The sequence below is a fragment of the Catellatospora sp. IY07-71 genome, assembly GCF_018326265.1.
Classification (GTDB): domain Bacteria; phylum Actinomycetota; class Actinomycetes; order Mycobacteriales; family Micromonosporaceae; genus Catellatospora.
Genome location: NZ_AP023360.1, coordinates 4415862 through 4434511, shown reverse-complemented (window position 1 = coordinate 4434511; position 18650 = coordinate 4415862). Strand labels below are relative to the sequence as shown.

Below are 18650 nucleotides of genomic sequence, written 5' to 3'. Positions count from 1 at the left end.
CGGTGCCCTCGCGCGGCACCCGGACGGCACAATGTCCCGATGCCCGGACTGAGCACCGCCCTGCTGCACGAGATCGACCCGCTTGCTCGCCCCGAGCGGCTGCGCCTGCTGGCGCGCCGGGCGCGGGAACTGGCCGGGACGCCCGCGCTCGATGCGCTGCTGGCCGAGCTCCGCACGGGTGACACGTTCCACCGTGAAATGTGGCTGTTCTTCGCGACCGTCGCCGGTCACCGCGACGCCGTCGTCGCCGCGCTGGCCGACCCCGACCCCGAGCTGCAGAGCATCGCCCTGGGCGGCTGGCTGCGCAGCCATCCCGTCACCGCGGACGAGTTGTGGGGCTTGCTCGCCGACGCGCCCGCCCGGCTGCGCCGCACCGCCTACCGCGCCGTGCGCAAGGCGCGGCTGTCGGGTCCGGTCAGCGGCATCATCGACCGGGTACGCGAGCGCTACGGCGACGCCGAGGCCGCCGGCCTGCTGGGCGACTGCGACGCGGAGACGGTCGCCCGGCTGCTGCCGGAGCTGACGCACGCGATCGGCAGCTGGGCCGTGCTCGCCAAACGGCACCCCGGCGTCGTGCTGGACGAGGTCGAGCGGCAGCTGGCCCGGACCCTGCCGCCGCACGAGCAGTGGTGGCTGCCGCCCAACCACGGGCGGATCTGCACCGGCTTCTGGGCCGCCGCGGCCGAGCTGCCCGCGCGTGCACTCGACCTGCTCGAGGCATACGCCCCGGTGAGCGGGCTGCCCGGACCTTACCGCCACTACCACGCCCTGGCCGCGGCCGACCCGCGGCGGGTCTTGCGGCTGCTCACCGCGCCCGGCCGGGCCGAGCGCACCGGCGGCGCGGTGCTGCCCTCCGGCCTGTGGCGGCGGCTGGCCGCGCTCGGCACCGCCGAGCTCGCCGGGCTGGCCCGCATCCGGCGCGGCCACGGCGACGGCGCGGGCCTGGCTCCGCTGCTGGCCGCCCGTGCCCCGCGCGACCGCGAGGCGCTGTTCGACGCCGCGTACGAGGGCACCTCGCGCGAGTTCGTGATCGTGCCGGACGAGGTGCTGGAGCTGCTCCCGCACGCGCGGCGGGCGGCCGAGGCCCGGCGCATGCTCGGCCTGGCCACCGTACGCACCGACGAGCACCTCATCCTCGGCTACCACGCGTTCCTGCCGTGGGCCGAGGCCAAGGCGGAGCTGCTCACCTGGGTCCGCCGACCGTCCGCAGCCGACCGGGGGTACGCGTACCGGCGGCTGGTCGCGTGCGCGGCCCGCAGCCGTGACGCCGCCGTCGTCACCGAAGCGCTCACGCTGCTGGGCAGGCTGCGCAACGACCAGCTCCCGGTGCGTCATGAGGCTTTGGACCAGCTGGCCCAGGTCAACCCGCGGCTGCTGGAGCCCGGCACGGCCGAGCTGCTCGACCAGCTCGTCCGCGACGAGACGCACGCCAGGGACAGCACCGCCGGGACACGCGACGCGCTCAAGCGGCTCGCCGTCCGCGTGCTGCAGCAGCGCAGCGCCACGCCAGAGCTGGCCGGTTGGGCGCTGCGCACGCTGTCCCACCTGTTCGGCGACGACCGGCTGCCCAGCCTGTACGGGCTGGGTCGGCAGCTGCGGCGCGGCCAGGAGAAGGACTTCTTCGCCGCGGTGCGGGACTGGGTCACCGCGGCGGTGACGCGCGGCCGGTACGGGCCGCTGTTCGCCGTGGCCGACGGCCTGGACGAGCGCGCCTGGCGGCTGCCCGAGCTGCAGGAGATGCTGCAGTGCGCGATCAACCGGGGCAACGTCGGCTCCGTCGTCCGGCAGGCCGTGCAGCTGTGGCTGGCCGATCCCGCCACCCGGGGCGAGCGGGTCGCCGAGGTCCTCGCGTGGGACCCCTCCACCGTCGACCTGCCGCAGGTGTGGGACTGCCTCGCGGGCCAGCGCACCGACCTGCTCGACACCGTCCTCGGCGAGACGGCGCCCACCGGCATGTTCCTGTCCGCGGGCACGCGCTGGCTGCCGCGGCACGCGCACGGGGCGCGCCGCTGGCTGCCCCGCCAGCAGCGCCGCTACCTCGATCTGCTGGCCGGGGTCGCCGCCGACACGGGCGCGAACGAACACCGCCGCGCCGCCGCGATCCGCGCCGCGGCCGACGTGCCGGGCGCGGGCCGGGACCTGGTGGCGGCCTACCTCGGAGCGCCCGAGGTCGTGCTGGCCGAGGCCGCGCTGCACGCGCTGGTGTGGACGGACCGGCCCGGTGACGCCCTGCCCACCCTGCTCGCGCACGCCGCCGGCGACCGGGCCCGTGTCGCGGTCTACGCCGCCACCCGTGCCGCCGCCCACCTGCGCCCCAGCGAGCTGCGCCCCGTGCTGGCGGCCGCGCTCGACGGCGCCAAGGTGACCAGCCAGAAGGAGATCCTGCGGCTGGCGGCCCGGTTCGCCGTGCCGGACGCGGGTGGCCTGCTGCTGGCCCAGTGGCAGCGCGACGGCCTGCACCGGGACGTACGCACCGCGATCGTGTCGGCCGCCCGGCAGCACCCCGAGTGGCCGCAGTCCTGGGAGATCCTGGCCGGGGCGGTGCACGGCACCCGGGAGGACGCGCTGGCGCTGCTGGCCGCCGCTCCGGAGACGGTCGCGACGGCCGACCGTGACCGCTACGGCGCGCTCGTCGCCGCCTGCTGCGACAGCACCGATCCCGTCATCGCCGACGCGGCCTGGCGCGCGCTGCCGGACTGGGACGGTGCGGCCGCCCTGACCGGCGACGCCGCATACACCCGCCTCACCGACCTGGCCGACCGGCAGGTGTGGCGCAGCGTGGCGGCCGCCCTGGCGACGCTGACCCTGCGCGGCGAGCACCAGGACCTCCTGCACCGTGTCCTGTCCCGGCTGATCGAGCTGGACCTGGCCGATGACGACCGCGACCCCGAGGCCGACCGGCCGGCCCGCCGCCGCCTCGAACACCTGGTGGGCGCGTACACCGTCAGCCGGCTCAACCCGCCGGAGCCGACCGAGACGGCACTGCAGGCCGAGCTGGGCGCCGTCCTGCTACGGCACGAGGACCACGTGGACAGTGGCGCGCACCTGTCACTGCAGTCGGCGGTGGGCTCCGACGACCGCCTGCGCCCGGTGCTGACCGAACTCGCGGTGCACCTGGCGCACCGCCCCGGTGCCGCCGCACGCCTGCTGCCCCGGCTGAAGGTCCTCGTCAAACGCCGGGCCGCCTGGTCCCCCGAAGCCACGCTGGCCGCCGCCACCGCACTGGCCGCCCGGCCGGAGCCCGCAGCCGGGCAGTTCGCTGTCGTGCTCGCGGCACGCGGCGCCTCCGACCAGTGGCCGCAACCCTGGCGTGAGCTGGTGCGGCAGCTGCGCAGACACGCCGACCCCGATGTACGCGAGGCCGCGTACGCCCTCGTGCTCGCGGCGGGCTGACGGGCATCGTCCGCGCGCGGGCCACAACTTCTGGGTTGTAGGTACAACCCAGAAGTTGTGGCCCGCGACTGCGTTCGCCCCCCGACGACGAAGAACCCGCCCGGTGACGGCTGGCCTGTGGCGCGGATGAGGCCGAGCACACAGCCGGCGGGCGGAAAACGCCTGGCGGACCTGTCCGTACCCGCCGGTACGCTGTCGCCCGTGGGTAGTCAGCGTGGTGGGGTCAGCTCGGCGATGATCGGGCGCGACCGTGAGCTGCGCCAGCTGACCCAGCTCGTGGCGGCCCGCCGTCCGGCGGTGGTGTTCGTCGGCGGCGAGCCCGGCATCGGCAAGACCCGCCTGGTCCGCGAGCTGCTGGCGACCCTGCCCGAGCAGGCCGTGGCGCTGGTCGGCCAGGCCGAGCCCGACTCCCTGGCCCGGCCGTACGAGCTGCTGCTCGACGCGGTCGACGGCGTGGACGTGCCCGCCGGCCGCCTGACCGCGCTGACCGATCCGCAGCTGAGCCCGGTCGAGCGGCTGCACAGCGGGCTGTCCCTGGTCGCGGAGCTGTCCGGCGAGGCGCCGACGGTCATCGTGTTCGAGGACCTGCACTGGGCCGACTCGGAGAGCGCGGCCCTGTTCGAGCGCCTGGCCGACACCGACGGCCCGCGCCTGCTCGTCGGCACCTACCGGCCGGACGAGGTGAGCAACCGCCACCCGCTGGCCTCGCTGCTGGAGCGCATGGAGCGCCGCCACGCGGTGACACATCTGCGGCTGGAGCGGCTCACCGAGTCGGAGACCGCGGCGCTGCTGGCCACCGCCACCGGCCGCCCGGTGCCCTACCGCACCGCCGCCGCGCTCTTTCACCGCACCGGCGGCAACCCGTTCTTCCTGGAGGAGCTGCTCGGCTCGTGCGCGCCCGGCGACCTGGAGTCGCTGGTCGAGAAGCCGCTGCCGTGGAGCCTGGCCGAGGTGCTGCGGCGCCAGGTGGCCAGCCTCGACCCGGCGGCGCAGCGGGTCGTCGAGGCCGCCGCGGTGCTCGGCCGCCGGGCCCCGTTCGACCTGCTCGCGACGGTGACCGGGGCGGGTGAGGACGAGCTGATCGGTGTGCTGCGCGACCTGGTGGTGCGCGGCGTGCTGGTGGAGACCGGCGAGGACGAGTTCAGCTTCCGGCACGCCCTGGTGCGCGAGGCCATCACCGGGCAGATGCTGGGCCGCCAGCGCCGCCGCCTGCACGAGAGCGCCCTGGAGGCGCTGCAGCGCGGCGGCGAAGCCGATCCGGCGCTGGTCGCCCACCACGCGCAGGCCGCCGGGCGGTACGCCGACATGGTCTCCGCGGCCCGCCGCGGTGCGCTGGAGTACCTGGCCATCGGCTCGGCGTACCAGGCGCTCCAGCTGGCCGAGATGGGCATGGCCGAGGAGCCGGACGACCTGGTGCTGCTGTCCGCGGCGGCGCGCGCCGCGTGGCTGGCCGGCCTGCTCGACGACGCCGCCGGGTACGCCCGGCGCTGGCGCGACCTGGCCGACGGCCCCGCCGACCGGGCCGACGCGCTCTACCTGCTGATCCGGCTGTCCTGGGAGGCCGACGACCTGCCCTGGCTGGAGCGGGTCACCGCCGACCTCGAGCAGCTCATCGCCGAGCTGCCGCCCGGCGCGGACCAGGCGCGGGCGATGACCGCGGTGGCCCAGTCGGCGATGCTGCGCGACTACGACGACGAGTCGCTGGTCTGGGCCGACCGGGCGCTCGCGCTGGCCGCCGAGTTCGATCTCCCGCAGATCCGGCTGGCCGCGCTGGTCGAGAAGGGCACCGTGCTCACCGGCTACTCCGAGCGCGCCGTCGAGGGCCGGGCGATCCTGTCCGGACTGGTCGCCGAGGCGGAGCGGCGCGGCGAGTGGGTGCTGGCCGCCCGCGCGCTCAACCGCCTGTTGCACATGCCGCAGACCTCCTCGCTCACCGAGCAGGCCGAGCTGCTGGAGCGGATGCGCCGCGACGCGGAGCGGGCCGGGTTCGAGTCGCTGGCCGTGGCCGCGTACTACCAGGGCCGGGCCCGGCTGGCCATGCGCGAGGGCGACCTGCGCGCGGCGATCGGCGCGCTCGACGACGGCCGCGCCCGCGACCGCGGCTACCACTACTCGGGCCGCCGCGCCGACTACCACGCGGTGTTCCTGGCCGGGCTGTGCCTGGAGTCCGGCGCGCTGGACCGGGCCCGCGGCCTGCTCGTCGACCTCGGCGGGATCGAGAAGGTGGATCCGATGGTGCTGCACGGCATCGGCTTCCACCTGGCCTGCCGCGACGGCGACCTCGCCACCGCCGACACGCTGCTGGACCGGGTGCTGGACGGCCTGCGCGCCCAGCCCTGGCGCAGCGGCGAGCAGGCCCACGACCTGCTGTCCGCCGCGCTGCACCTCGGGCTGCCGCTGCCCCGGCTGCGGCAGCTGTCCGAATCCCTGCTCGACGGCCAGGTCTGGGACCACTGGCGCACCCTGGTCGAAGCCCAGGTCGCCGAGGTGTGCGGCCGGACCGCCGCGGCGCTCGACGGCTACCGTTCCGTCGCGGGGACCCCGCTGCTCGCCCCGGCCGTCAACGGCACCGCCCACCTCGGCGCGGCCCGCTGCCTGCTCACCCTGGGCCGCGACGCCGAAGCCGCCGACCGCGTGAACCGGGCCGGTGAGCTGCTACGCCACTGGGCGGGCTGGCGCGTCGAGCAGCTCACCCAACTCCAGGCACAACTCGGCCTCACCCCCGCCGACAGCCGGCACACCGTCACCGGCGTAGCCGCCCTCACCACCCGCGAACGCGAGGTCGCCCTCCTGGTCGCCGACGGCCTAACCAACGCCGAACTGGCCCGCCGCCTCTACTTCTCCCCCCGCACCGCGGCCGTCCACGTCTCCAGCATCCTCCGCAAACTAGGCGTCACCTCCCGCACCGAGGTAACCACCGCCCTCACCCACTGACCACCCGCGCCCCGCCCCAAGATCGGGCAAGTTGCCTGGCACATGGGCGAATGCGCGGTCAAGATACGCCCGAGTGCCAGGCAAGTCGGATGATCATGGCGGCTCCCGGCCAGTACGGGGTCGCGGTTCGGGAAAGAAGGTCGGAGGACCCCTCAGCAAGTCCGCAAGGGACGTGTCAGGTCACACGCACGAGGCGTGGACAGAGGAGGGGCCCTCCATGGCAGCGATCCTCCACTGAACGCCCCGGCCCGGTCAAGCCGGAGCGCGGCGGAGCAGGCGGCAGGGGCACTTGACAGCGCGGGCTCGTGGATGTTTTCTGTGAACGTTCACAGCGGACGCCCGGTCCGGTGTGGACGCCTCCGATGTGTCTGTGGGCAAACAAACACCTCAGGAGGACCCATGCACAGAACGAAGGCACTGCTCGCCGCGGCGGCGCTGGCCGTCGCGACGGCGCTGGCCGCTCCCGCGCTGCCCGCGGCGGCCGCCTCGACGGTCACCAACCCCGGGTTCGAGTCCAACGGGGCGAGCCAGACCCCGTCCGGCTGGTCCGAGTCGGGCACGGTCGCGGCGTCGAAGTCCGAGGCGGGCGGGCGCAGCGGCAGCTACCGCGGCACGCACTGGTCGGCCTCGGCGTACACCGTCGAGACGTACCAGACCCTGACCGGCCTGACCAGCGGGTCGTACACGCTGAGCGCGTGGGTGCGCTCGGGCGGCGGCCAGTCGGCGGCGTACGTCGCGATGAAGAACTGCGGCGGCGCGCAGGCGCAGGCGAACATCCCCACCAGCAGCACGAACTGGGTGCAGGTGTCGGTGACGGCCAACGTCAGCTCGGCGAACTGCACCATCAGCGTCTACTCCAGCGCCGCCGCCAACCAGTGGATCAACGTGGACGACGTCACCTTCGTCAAGAACGGCGGGGGCACCAGCCTGCAGGTCAAGGGCGGTGACGTGTCCTCGGTGAAGAAGAACGAGGACAAGGGCGCGCTGTACTACAACGCCTCGGGCACGCAGCAGGACCCGCTGCTCATCCTCAAGAACGCGGGGATGAACTACGCCCGGCTCAAGGTCTGGGTCAACCCGGCCGACGGCTACAACAACAAGGCCCGCGTGCTCACCATGGCCAGCCGGATCAAGGCGCAGGGCATGAAGCTGCTGGTCGACTTCCACTACTCCGACTCGTGGGCCGACCCGGGCAAGCAGGTGCCCCCGGCCGCCTGGTCCGGCCACTCGCTTTCGCAGCTGGTCACGGATGTCTACAACCACACCTACGACGTGCTGAACGCGCTCAAGGCGCAGGGCACCACGGCGGACATGGTGCAGGTTGGCAACGAGATCAACCCCGGCATGCTGCTGCCGACCGGTAGCACGTCCAACTGGGGCAACCTGTCCCAGCTGCTCAAGTCCGGCATCAACGCCGTGAAGGCGGTCAACTCCTCGACGCTGGTGATGCTGCACCTGGCCGAGGGCGGCGACAACGCCACCTTCCGCTGGTGGTTCGACCAGGCCGTGGCGTACGGGGTGCCGTTCGACGTGATCGGCGCGTCCTACTACTGCTACTGGCACGGCCCGATGTCCGGCCTGCAGAACAACCTGAACGACATGGCCGCGCGCTACGGCAAGCCGGTGATCGTGGTGGAGACTGCCTACGGGTTCACCACCGCGCAGGACGACGCGGAGACCAACATCTTCACCTCGTCGCTGGCGAGCGCATGCGGCTACCCGGCCACCGCGCAGGGCCAGCGGGACGCGTTCCAGGCGGTGGTGAACATCGTCAAGAACGTGCCCAACGGCCGCGGCATGGGCGTCTTCTACTGGGAGCCGGGCTGGACCGCGCAGGCGGGCGCCGGCTGGGACCCCGCCAACCCGTCGTCGGGCAACGGCTGGGAGAACCAGGCCCTGTTCGACTACAACTCGCGGGCGCTGACCGCGATGTCGGTGTACGGCTCGATGTAGGCGACGGCGCCGCCGGGTGGTAGGGCACCCGGCGACGCCGCCGTTGACAGCCGACGCGACTGTTGCGAACATGTGAACGCTCACAGACACATCGGCGGTCCAACATGCCGCGCTCGCCGCGACCACGCATCGCGCGTGGCGTACGGCAGCGCGGTCAGCTGGTGGCGATCACGCGCACTCCGCCACCCGGCACGGTGACCTCCCCGGCCCAGCTGGTGCCGTCGAGCAGGTCGGTCCCGGCCACGTCCGGCACGGTGACGGGCTCCGCACCGTGGTTGATCAGGAACAGGTGCCCGCCGCGCCGCACCGCCTCGACCGTCTCCGGCAGCCCGCGCGGGCGGTCCACCCCGGCCGCGTCCAGTGCCCGCGCCAGCACCGGCCGCAGCGCGTCCACACTGGTGGCGACATACCACGCGGTGCCCCGGCCCAGCTCATGCCGGGTGATCGCGGGATGCCCGGCGTCCGGGCCGGTCGCGAAGTCGGCGACGCTCACCGCACCGGCCGGGCGCACCCGCTCCGACCACACCCGCGCCGCCGTGCCGTCCGACAGCGCGACCGTCTCGTGCTCGCGCAGCGGGTGGAACTCCTCGACGGACAGTCCCAGCACGTCGCGCAGCGCGCCCGGGTACGCCCCCGGGTGCACGGTGTCGTGCTCGTCGACGATCCCGGAGAAGTACGACACCAGCAGGTGCCCGCCCGACTCGACGAAGCAGCGCAGGTTCTTGGCCGCCGTCTCCCCCAGCAGGTAGCCGCTCGGCACCACCACCAGCCGGTACGCCGAGAGGTTCTCGGCCGGGTGCACGAAGTCCACCGTGGCGTGCTCGCGCCAGAGCGCCTGGTAGTACGCGTCGACGCGCTCGCGGAAGCGCAGGTCCACGCTGGGCCGCCACTCCAGCTCCAGCGCCCAGTAGGACTCCCAGTCCCAGACCACGGCGACCTCGGCGTGCACGCGCTCGCCGCGTACCCCCGCGATGGCCTGAAGCTCGCCACCAAGGGAGACCACGTCGCGCCAGAGCTGCGAGCCGGTCCCGGCGTGCGGAACCATCGCCGAGTGGAACTTCTCCGCACCCGACCGCGAGGCCCGCCACTGGAAGAACAGCACCGCGTCGGAGCCGCGCGCCACGTGCGCGAGGCTGTTGCGGCGCATCTCCCCCGGCCGCTTGGCGATGTTGCGGGGCTGCCAGCTGACCGCGCCCGTCGAGTGCTCCATCAGCAGCCACGGCCGGCCGTTGCCCAGCGAGCGGGTCAGGTCCGCCGACAGGGCCAGGTCGATGTGATTGTCGGGCTGCTCGGCGTTGAGGTAGTGGTCGTTGGACACGACGTCCACCTCGGGCGCCCACCGCCACAGGTCCATCGACTTGCAGTTGGTGGTCATGAAGTTGGTGGTCACCGGCAGGCCCGGCGTGACCTCGTGCAGGACGTCGCGCTGCACGGTGAAGCAGGCCAGGTTCTCCGCCGAGCTGAACCGGGCGAAGTCCAGCCGCTGCGCCGGGTTGACCACGGTGTGGTTGGCGCGCGGCAGGTCGATCTCGTCCCAGCCGCCGTAGCGCTGACCCCAGAAGTTCGTGCCCCACGCCGCGTTCAGCGCGTCGAGCTCGCCGTACGTCTGGCGCAGCCAGTCGCGGAACGCGTGCAGGCTGGTGTCGCAGTAGCACTCGCCCAGCGGCGCGCCGTACTCGTTGTGCACGTGCCACATCACCACCGCCGGGTGGTCCCGGTAGTGCTCGGCCAGCCTCCGCGCCAGCGCGGCGGTGGCCGCCCGGTACTCCGGCGAGCTGGGACAGGCGGTCTCGCGCCCGCCGACTCCGTAACGCACCCCTTCGCGGTTGACCGGCAGGGTGTGCGGGTACGCCTTGGCGAACCACGGCGGCGGGGCGGCGCTGGGCGTGGCGAGGTCGACGCTGACCCCGTTCGCGTGCAACCGGTCCACGATCTCGTCGAGCCAGCCGAACTCGTAGCGGCCCGGCGCCGGCTCCAGCAGCGCCCAGGCGAACACGCCCAGGCTGACCAGGTTGACCCCGGCCTCGCGCATCAGCGCGACGTCCTCCTCCTGCACCTCGCGGGGCCACTGCTCCGGGTTGTAGTCGCCGCCGTAGGCCAGCCCCCGCAGGCGTGGCACGACATGATCGGACTCAGGCACAGGATCCCCCTGAAAGCACGGTACGTCTGTGAACGTGCACAGTAGCCGAGCCGGGTCCGGCCGGGAAGGGTCCCCCGGGGCGGGCCGCTTGATCGTCCGACTTGCCCGGCACATGGGCGGTCGCGGGCTCAAGATTCGTCCTATTGCCAGGCAAGTCGGACGATCATGAGGGCCGCAACCCTCGTGTAACGCCTCGGACACGGGGCCTTGACGGGCTCGATACGGCAGCGCAGACTGTGGCGCACTGTGAACGTTCACAGAGATTTCGCCTTTTGACGGAGGACCTATGCGTACCAAGCGGCTCAGCGCGGCGCTGTCCGTGCTGCTCGCCGGCGCCCTCGTGGCGGGCTGTTCGAGCGGCGCGGAGGAGCAGACCCCGCAGGAGACCGGACCGGTCGAGCTGACCTTCTGGACCTGGGCGCCCAACATGGACAAGATCGCGGCGGTGTGGAACGAGGCGCACCCCGACATCAAGGTCACGGTCAGCAAGCAGGCCGGCGGCGACGAGGCGGCGGCGAAGTTCCTCACCGCGGCCAAGGCGGGCAACGCGCCCGACCTGGTGCAGGCCGAGTACCAGATGCTCCCGTCGTTCGTGGCCGCCGAGGCGGTCGCCGACATCAAGGCCGACGTCGAGGGCGTGCGCGGCGAGTTCTCCGACGGCATCTGGAGCCTGGTCACCCTGGGCACGGACGCCGTGTACGGGCTGCCGCAGGACAGCGGCCCGATGATGCTCTACTACCGCCAGGACCTGTTCGCTAAGTACGGCATCGCCGTGCCGAAGACCTGGGACGAGTACGCCGCCGCGGCGAGGACGGTGCGCGCCAAGGACAAGAGCGTCTACCTGGGCGGGTTCTCCACGAAGGACCCGGGCTGGTTCGCCGGGCTGTCGCAGCAGGCGGGCGGCCAGTGGTGGGCCATCACCGGCGAGGCGTGGAAGGTCGGCATCAACGACGACGCCACGAAGAAGGTCGCCGACTTCTGGGGCGGCCTGGCCAAGGAGGGCGCCGTCGACACGCAGGCGCCGTGGACGCCGGAGTGGAACGCCGCGCTCAACGGGGGCAAGCTGCTGACCTGGGCGTCGGCGGTCTGGGGTCCGGGCGTGCTGTCCAGCAACGCCCCTGACGGCAAGGGCAAGTGGGCGATCGCGCCGCTGCCGCAGTGGAGCGCCGGGGAGAGCTACTCCGGCTTCTGGGGCGGCTCGTCGATCGCGGTGTCCGCGGGCAGCAAGCACCGCAAGGCCGCCGCGCAGTTCCTGAGCTGGCTCAACACCGACGCCAAGGCCGTCGACCTGCTGATCAAGGAGGCCGCCATCTACCCGGCCGCCAAGAGCGGGCAGAAGCTGCTGACCACGGCGCCGGAGTACTTCGCCAACCAGCCCGACTTCTGGCAGCAGGCCACCACCATCGCGGGCACCGCGCGCGGCTTCACCTTCGGCCCGAACGTCAACGTGGCGTACGGCGCGTACAAGGACGCCTTCGACAAGGCGGTGCAGCAGAAGTCCTCCTTCTCCGACGCGCTCGCGGCGGTGCAGGACGCGACGGTCGCCGACATGAAGAAGTCCGGCTTCACGCTGGCCGGCTGACCCATGTCCACGGCACAGAAGGGCGCCCGCGTACACCGCGCGGGCGCCACCCCCTACCTGTACCTGGCCCCGGCGGTCGTGCTGTTCACGCTGTTCGTGGCCGCGCCGATCGGCTACACGGCCTACCTGAGCATGCGCCGGGTCAAGTTCTCCGGCCTGGGCCTGGGCAAGAACTCGCGCACCGAGATCTTCGCCGGGCTGGACAACTACCGGGCCGCCGTCGCCGACGGCGAGTTCTGGGCGGGCTGGCTGCGCGTGCTCGGGTACGCCGGGCTGGTGCTGACCCTGATGCTGGGGCTGGCGCTGGTGTTCGCGCTGCTGCTGGACTCGGCCCGGGTGCGGCTGGCCCGCTTCTCCCGCATCGCGATCTTCCTGCCGTACGCGGTGCCGGGCGTGGTCGCCACCCTGCTCTGGGGCTTCCTCTACCTGCCCAGCCTGAGCCCGATCCACGCCACGCTGCGCGCGTTCGGGGTGGAGAACGTGGACCTGCTCGACCCGAGCACGGTGCTGTTCTCGATGGTCAACGTCGCGATCTGGGGCGGCACCGGGTTCAACATGCTGGTCCTCTACACGCAGCTGCGGGCCATCCCCCGCGACTACTACGAGGCGGCCCGCATCGACGGGGCGGGCGAGCTGGCCATCGCGCTGCGGGTCAAGGTGCCGATGCTGGCCCCGGCGCTGGTGCTGACCACGGTGTTCTCCATCATCGCGACCATCCAGGTGTTCACCGAGCCGATGACGCTGCGGCCCATCTCGAATGCGGTCAGCTCCACCTGGAGCCCGCTGATGAAGGTGTACACGGACGCGTTCATCAACGGCGACCTCTACTCGGCGGCGGCCACCTCGCTGGTCATCGCGGTGATCTCGGTGGTGCCGTCGCTGCTGTTCATGCGGCTGGTGCGCCGCCAGGCGTTCGGGGAGGAAAGATGACCGCCGTCGCGGAGAAGCCGCGCACGCGCGTCGAGGCGGAGAAGCCTCGGCCGCGTGGGGTACGCCGGGGGTTCGGGCTCGCGCCCACGGCCGTGCTGCTGCTCGGGGCGCTGTACTGCCTGCTGCCGGTGTGCTGGGTGCTCGCCGCGTCCACCAAGACCCGCGGCGAGCTGTTCACGTCGAACGCGTTCACGCCGGGCACGGGGCTGCTGGACAACATCGCGGACCTGTCGGCGTACCGGGACGGGATCTTCTGGCAGTGGATGGCCAACACCGCGCTGTACGCGGGCGTCGGCGCGCTGCTGTCCACGGCGGTGTCGGTGCTGGCCGGGTACGCCCTGGCCAAGTTCCGGTTCTTCGGCCGCAACGCCATCTTCAACGTGCTGATCGGCGGCATCCTGGTGCCGGCCGTGGTGCTGGCGGTCCCGCAGTACCTGCTGCTGGCCAAGGCCGGGCTGGCCAACACGTACTGGGCGGTGCTGCTGCCCAGCATCCTGCACCCGTACAGCATCTACCTCGCCCGGATCTACGCCGCCGCGGCGATCCCGGACGCGCTGCTGGAGGCGGGCCGGATCGACGGGGCGGGCGAGCACCGGCTGCTGCGGGTGGTGGCGCTGCCGCTGATGGGACCGGGCATGGTGACGATCTTCCTGTTCCAGTTCGTGGCGATCTGGAACAACTTCCTGCTGCCCTTCATCATGCTCGCCGACGACGAGCGCTTCCCGCTCACCGTCGGCCTCTACACGCTGCTGGCCACCGGGGCCAACCAGCCCGCGCTGTACAACCTGGTGATCACCGGGGCGCTGCTGTCGATCATCCCGCTGATCGCGCTGTTCCTGACCATGCAGCGGTACTGGCGCACGGACCTGTCCGGCGGGTCTGTGAAAAGCTGATGGTCGTGACGAACAAGCGGCGTCCCACGATCCACGACGTGGCCCGTGCCTCGGGAGTATCCCGGGGCACGGTGTCCCGCGCCCTCAACGGCGACCCCTACGTGAGCACGGCGGCGCTCGCGGCGGTGAAACGCGCCGTCGCCGAGACCGGGTACGTGGTCAACCGCGCCGCGCGCAGCCTGGTCACCCAGCGTACGAACACCGTGGTCATGGTGCTGTCCGAGCCGCAGGAGAAGCTGTTCGAGGACCCGAACTTCAGCGTGCTGCTGCGGGTGGCCACCCGGCGGCTGGCCCAGCGCGACGTCGCCCTGGTCATGATGGTGGCCGGCGACGACGGCGACCGCGAGCGGGTCATCCGCTACCTGCGCGGCGGCCACGCCGACGGGGTGCTGCTGCTGTCGGCCCACTCCGGCGACCCGCTGCTGGCCGAACTCGACGGCCTGTCCATCCCGGCCGTGGCCTGCGGCGCGGTGCTGGGCCGCGAGGGCGTGATCCCGTACGCCGCCGCCGACGACCGCGAGGGCGCCCGCCAGATGACGCAGTACCTCGTCGACCAGGGCCGCAGGAAGATCGCCACGATCACCGGCCCGCTCGACACCCCCGGCGGCCTGAACCGGCTGGAGGGCTTCTGCGACGTGCTCGGCCGCAAGGCCGTCAAGAAGCTCATCGCGCACGGCGACTACTCCCGGCACGGCGGCGAGACCGCCATGACCGAGCTGCTCGACCGGACGCCCGACCTCGACGCCGTCTTCGTCGGCTCCGACCTGATGGCCGCCGGGGCGCTCGCCGTGCTGCGCGCCCGCGGCCGCCGCGTCCCCGAGGACGTCGCCGTCGGCGGCTTCGACGACTCCGCCATCGCCGCCTCCACCCACCCCCGCCTGACCACCGTCCGCCAGCCCCTGGAACAGGTCGCCACCGAAACAGTCCGCCTCCTCCTCGAACTCATCGACGGCGCCGAGACCGTGGACCCCGTGGTCCTCCCCACCGAACTCGTCACCCGCGAATCCGCCTGAAAGGAAGGGCACCTTCTTATCGTTTTCCGTAGAGGAAGGGCACCTTCTTAACGCCGTCGCCGTCGCCGTCGCCGTCGCCGTAGACGTCGGTGTCGGTCAGGCCGCTGTTGCGCTCAGCTCCAGGTGAAGCCGTCGAGCAGGGCGAGGAACTCGGCGCGGGACAGGCCGGGCCGCAGCGACCTCACCTCATAGCCCAGCTCCCCGCCGCCCGGAGCGGGCACCCGCCACAGGAAGCGGTACTCGCCGAGCAGGTCGTACAGAACACCGTTGACCGGCCCGGCCTGCAGCGGCACGCCGTTCGGGGTGGCCTTGGCCGGATCGGTGCCCATGACATCGACCTGCGACACGGCCATCTCGAGGTTCCCCGTGTTCGTCGGTGTGTAGTTGGCGAGGAACGTCTCCGGATCCGCGTTTCGGGCGACGGCCCCGTAGCCGTTGAGAGGGATGCCCCGCCACGCGACCGGCAGGTGTGCCCGGTCGTACACAGGCGGCCGGCGTCCCGTGGCCGGGTCCACGAGGATCTGCTGCGTGCTGACGGCATGCGACAGCAGCTCGACCATGGGGATGCCCGCGCGGGTGCAGTCGTCGGCGCGGCGCAGCGTGCCGGTGACGGCGACGGCCGCCGTGTCGCCCCGCACCTCCACCGTCACCCTGGGCGCGTCGAGCACCCGGCAGTCCTGCCGGTGCAGGTAGACCCGCACCTGGTCGCCGTCGCGGTAGGCGAACGACCACGGCAGGCTGTTCGCCGGGGGCCGGGACACGGCCGGGTCGGGCGCGGGCTGCTGTGCCATGCCGTGCAGGAGCGGCACGAGACCTGCCGCGACCAGGGCCGCCACGGCCGCAACGGTGATCGTCCGGCGGGCGCGGCGGCGGCGTACCCGGTGGCGGATCTCGCCCAGCGGCGCCCGCGCGACGTCGGCGGGCAGCTCACGGGTCGCCTCGTCCAGCAGGGTGCGCATGTCGGAGGTGCTCACAGCGGTGCTCCTTCCGTGACGAGGTCGCGCAGCGCGGCGTGACCGCGCAGGGTGGTGAGGGCGCGCGCGGTGTACGACTTGACGGTGCCGACGCTGATGCCCAGCGCCGCGGCGGTCGCCGCCTCGGTCAGGTCGGCGTGGAAGCGCAGCATCAGCACCGCCCGCTGCTGCTGCGGCAGCGACAGCAGCGCGGCCCGGACGACGCGCTGCGTGTCCAGCGGCGAGAGCGCGTCGGCGCCCGCCCGCTCGGGCAGCGTCTCCGTGGGGACCTCCGCCCGCCATTTACGCCGCCACCAGGTCAGGAACGTGGTGGCGAGCATGGCCCGCAGGTACGCGTCGGGCGCGTCGTCCCTGATCCGCGCCCAGCGGCCGTACGCCCGCGCCAGGACCGTCTGCACGAGGTCCTCGGCCTTGTGCCAGTCCCCCGTCAGCAGCCAGGCGGAGCGCACCAGCCGTGGCCACGCCGCCACGACGTACGCGTCGAAATCCTCCACCACCGACCTCCTCGGCACACCAACAACCGCTGGTCGACGAATGGTTGCCAGGGTTCGCAAGATCTTCGCAGCAGCTTCGTGCACGTGCTCGGCGGGGCCGCCACGCGGGAAGGATCCGGTCAGGCGAGGACGACGGCCCAAACACCGATCATGACGAGGAGCGGGGCCACGACCAGGACCGGGAACGGGCGGCGCAGCGGCGCGTACGGCGGCGCGAGACCGATCGGCGGCTCACCGGCCGGCACACTCCCGGCGCTGGCCGGGCCGGGAGCGGCCGTCCGCGTGGCGTCGCCGAGCTCCCCGAGCCGCATGTAGAGCGCAGCCGCGGTCTCGCTCATCCACCGCCAGGTCTGCGGATCGCAGCAGGACAGCGACCGGAGGTGGGAGTACACGAACAGCCGGTCCGCCACCACCTCCACGTCGAAAGCGGTCTTCCCGGGGCCGACGAGCCGCGCGACGACGTCCGGCGTGAACAGCGCACGTGCCCAGCCCTCCGCCTCGGGCGGGGACCAGAGGCGGAACGTCTCCTCGAACGGGCCGCTCAACGGCGCCCGCCGGTCCGTCTCGGGCGGGCTCGATCCGAGCAGCCGTCCGCCGTCGGCGCGGGCTTCGAGCACGATCCGCGGCATCGGCCGGTCCAGCGTGAGCGCGAAGTAGGACCAGCTCAGCGACTCGCCCGCGCGCCCCTTCGGGATCCAGGCGCGGTAGTTCGCGACCTCCAGCGGCCGAGGGCCGGAGCGGCGCAGCCGTGCCGAGGCGCGACGCAGGGTGCCGCGCTGGAAGATGAGCCCCGGCAGGTCGGGGTCCTTGACCTCCGGCGCGAAGTCGAAACCGTTGGCGGCGGCGAACCGGTGCAGCCGGAACAGCTCCTCCCGGTCGCCCCTCTTCACGTGGGCGACCAGGATGAAGACGGCGGCGACGAGGCAGGCCGCCGTGCCGGCCGACAGGAACACGGCGTGGTCACGCAACGGCCCGGCCTGCGCCTGCGCGCCCAGCGCGCCGATCATCAAGGCGACGTAGCCGAGGGCCGCGACGGCGGCCGTCATGACCGCGTAGAGGACGAGCAGGCCGGCCCAGACGTTCCACCGCTGGCGGTGTCCGAGGACGCGCGTGGTGAACTCCCGCATCTCGGGGCCGGTGGAGCTCACGGTGAGCGGCGTCGAGTCGAGGGGTTCACTGATCATGGACACGGCCGACACCATACGCGAGCACCGCAAACGTGCCGCCCACGAATGGCAGTCGGCTCGGCATCGCCCCGCTCAGGACACCAGCACCTCCACCGAGCGCAGGTCGCGGTTCGCGTAGTGCACGGTCGCGATCTCGGCGAGCGCGTCCCGCCCCAGTGCCCGGTATGCACCGGTCAGCAGGCGCAGCGCGTCCTCGCGGTGGTCCGGGGCGTCGAGCCAGTGCAGCTCCCTACCCAGGACCAGGGCGTACGCGGGCAGCCCGGCCGCCAGCTCCCGTTCGGCGTCGGCGATCCACTCCCGTACCAGCGGCGAGCGCGCCCGATAAGCCTGATACCGCTCGTCGTAGCGCTCGTAGCCGCCGCGCGGGTCGCCGGAGCCCTCCGGCAGCGCGGGCCCGAACCCGCCGAGGATCGCCGGGCGCGGCGTGCCCCGCCAGCGCACCGGCCCGTCCTGCGCGCAGGCCCGCTCGTCGGCCTCGGCGAACGCCTCGATCGCGCGGAGCAGCTCGGCGCGCTGCCGGGCGCCGTCCGGGGCGTCGTAGTCGGGGTCGTCGGCGGCGTCCTGCTCGGCGTCGTCGAGGCGCCTGCGCACCTGGGCCAGCACCGTGGGCAGCGCTTCGCTCCAGGTCTCGGCGGAGTCGCGGGCGTAGTTGTGCACCACCTGGGTGGGCAGCTCGGCGGGGTCGTCGTACCACAGTCCGAAGTGGAGCCCGTCGGTGTCGCCCCACAGCACGGTGACGAACTCGGGCGCGTCGCAGCGGAACCGGCAGTCCAGCCGCTCGTCGAGGCCGTCGCGGCCGGTCAGCGCGAGGCCGCCGTCCTCGAAGTAGCGCACGATGCCGCCGGAGCTGACGCCGACGCCGTCGGCCAGGGCGCGCCTGCCGGGGACGTCGATCGCGGCGAGGTACGCGGCGAAGACGGCCAGGTGGCGGGGCAGGCGCAGGCCGTACACGGTGCGCAGGCGCGCGGCGACGTCGTCGAAGCGGGCCTCCATCGCGGCGAGCGAGGGCCCGACGCGTTCATGGTCGAAGACGAAGTCACCCATGTGCCGTCCCTCCTCCGCCGTCCGCCCGCGCGGACCGAACCGTCACCATGCCACAGCCGGGTGACGGGTTAGGAAGGGCACCTTCTACCTCGGAAAACGATAAGAAGGTGCCC

Annotated in this window: 12 protein-coding genes; 7 read left to right on the top strand and 5 right to left on the bottom strand. The window is 73.0% G+C overall.

Annotated features, from left to right (window positions below):
- Positions 1-39 precede the first annotated feature (39 nt).
- The 3 genes from CS0771_RS19875 (at position 40) to CS0771_RS19865 (ending at position 8280) form a co-directional block, all read left to right on the top strand.
- Complete coding sequence (locus CS0771_RS19875; RefSeq protein WP_212842373.1) at positions 40-3393, top strand: hypothetical protein; 3354 nt, start codon at positions 40-42, stop codon at positions 3391-3393.
- A 201-nt stretch (positions 3394-3594) separates the two neighbouring features.
- Positions 3595-6327: an AAA family ATPase gene (locus CS0771_RS19870; RefSeq protein ID WP_244870902.1), complete on the top strand. Its 2733-nt coding sequence runs from the start codon at positions 3595-3597 to the stop codon at positions 6325-6327.
- Between the two features lie 399 nt (positions 6328-6726).
- Positions 6727-8280, top strand: coding sequence for a glycosyl hydrolase 53 family protein (locus CS0771_RS19865; protein WP_244870901.1), 1554 nt, complete (start codon positions 6727-6729; stop codon positions 8278-8280).
- Positions 8281-8434: 154 nt separating this feature from the next.
- Here CS0771_RS19865 and CS0771_RS19860 read toward each other — a convergent pair whose 3' ends face one another.
- Positions 8435-10399 (bottom strand): beta-galactosidase, encoded by a 1965-nt coding sequence (locus tag CS0771_RS19860; RefSeq protein WP_244870900.1) that lies wholly within the window; start codon positions 10397-10399, stop codon positions 8435-8437.
- A gap of 307 nt (positions 10400-10706) precedes the next feature.
- Here CS0771_RS19860 and CS0771_RS19855 point away from each other — a divergent pair, with 307 nt between their 5' ends.
- The 4 genes from CS0771_RS19855 to CS0771_RS19840 are packed head-to-tail and all read left to right on the top strand — an operon-like array spanning position 10707 to position 14838.
- Positions 10707-12002, top strand: coding sequence for an ABC transporter substrate-binding protein (locus tag CS0771_RS19855; RefSeq protein ID WP_212842372.1), 1296 nt, complete (start codon positions 10707-10709; stop codon positions 12000-12002).
- 3 nt (positions 12003-12005) lie between these two features.
- Positions 12006-12932 carry a carbohydrate ABC transporter permease gene (locus tag CS0771_RS19850; protein WP_212842371.1) on the top strand — a complete coding sequence of 309 codons (927 nt, stop codon included), beginning with the start codon at positions 12006-12008 and terminating at the stop codon, positions 12930-12932.
- Positions 12929-13825: a carbohydrate ABC transporter permease gene (locus CS0771_RS19845; protein WP_212842370.1), complete on the top strand. Its 897-nt coding sequence runs from the start codon at positions 12929-12931 to the stop codon at positions 13823-13825. The genes CS0771_RS19850 and CS0771_RS19845 overlap by 4 nt, the downstream gene beginning before the upstream one ends.
- A complete protein-coding gene (locus tag CS0771_RS19840; protein ID WP_212842369.1) occupies positions 13825-14838 on the top strand; it encodes a LacI family DNA-binding transcriptional regulator in 1014 nt (337 codons plus the stop codon). Before CS0771_RS19845 ends, CS0771_RS19840 begins: the two co-directional genes overlap by 1 nt.
- A 113-nt stretch (positions 14839-14951) precedes the next feature.
- On the opposite strand, the gene CS0771_RS19835 is transcribed toward CS0771_RS19840, so the two are convergent.
- From CS0771_RS19835 to CS0771_RS19820, 4 genes are all read right to left on the bottom strand, one after another.
- Complete coding sequence (locus tag CS0771_RS19835; RefSeq protein WP_212842368.1) at positions 14952-15812, bottom strand: hypothetical protein; 861 nt, start codon at positions 15810-15812, stop codon at positions 14952-14954.
- Positions 15809-16306 (bottom strand): SigE family RNA polymerase sigma factor, encoded by a 498-nt coding sequence (locus CS0771_RS19830; RefSeq protein ID WP_244870899.1) that lies wholly within the window; start codon positions 16304-16306, stop codon positions 15809-15811. The genes CS0771_RS19835 and CS0771_RS19830 overlap by 4 nt, the downstream gene beginning before the upstream one ends.
- A gap of 119 nt (positions 16307-16425) precedes the next feature.
- Positions 16426-17490, bottom strand: coding sequence for a hypothetical protein (locus tag CS0771_RS19825; RefSeq protein WP_212842366.1), 1065 nt, complete (start codon positions 17488-17490; stop codon positions 16426-16428).
- A gap of 75 nt (positions 17491-17565) precedes the next feature.
- Positions 17566-18537, bottom strand: a complete 972-nt coding sequence (locus CS0771_RS19820; protein ID WP_212842365.1) for an ADP-ribosylation family protein — start codon at positions 18535-18537, stop codon at positions 17566-17568.
- Positions 18538-18650 lie beyond the last annotated feature (113 nt).

Coding starts and splice junctions, on each gene's coding strand:
- CS0771_RS19875 (WP_212842373.1), top strand. CDS start 40: ATGCCCGGACTGAGCACCGCCCTGCTGCACGAGATCGACCCGCTTGCT.
- CS0771_RS19865 (WP_244870901.1), top strand. CDS start 6,727: ATGCACAGAACGAAGGCACTGCTCGCCGCGGCGGCGCTGGCCGTCGCG.
- CS0771_RS19855 (WP_212842372.1), top strand. CDS start 10,707: ATGCGTACCAAGCGGCTCAGCGCGGCGCTGTCCGTGCTGCTCGCCGGC.
- CS0771_RS19850 (WP_212842371.1), top strand. CDS start 12,006: ATGTCCACGGCACAGAAGGGCGCCCGCGTACACCGCGCGGGCGCCACC.
- CS0771_RS19845 (WP_212842370.1), top strand. CDS start 12,929: ATGACCGCCGTCGCGGAGAAGCCGCGCACGCGCGTCGAGGCGGAGAAG.
- CS0771_RS19840 (WP_212842369.1), top strand. CDS start 13,825: ATGGTCGTGACGAACAAGCGGCGTCCCACGATCCACGACGTGGCCCGT.
- CS0771_RS19825 (WP_212842366.1), bottom strand. CDS start 17,490: ATGATCAGTGAACCCCTCGACTCGACGCCGCTCACCGTGAGCTCCACC.
- CS0771_RS19820 (WP_212842365.1), bottom strand. CDS start 18,537: ATGGGTGACTTCGTCTTCGACCATGAACGCGTCGGGCCCTCGCTCGCC.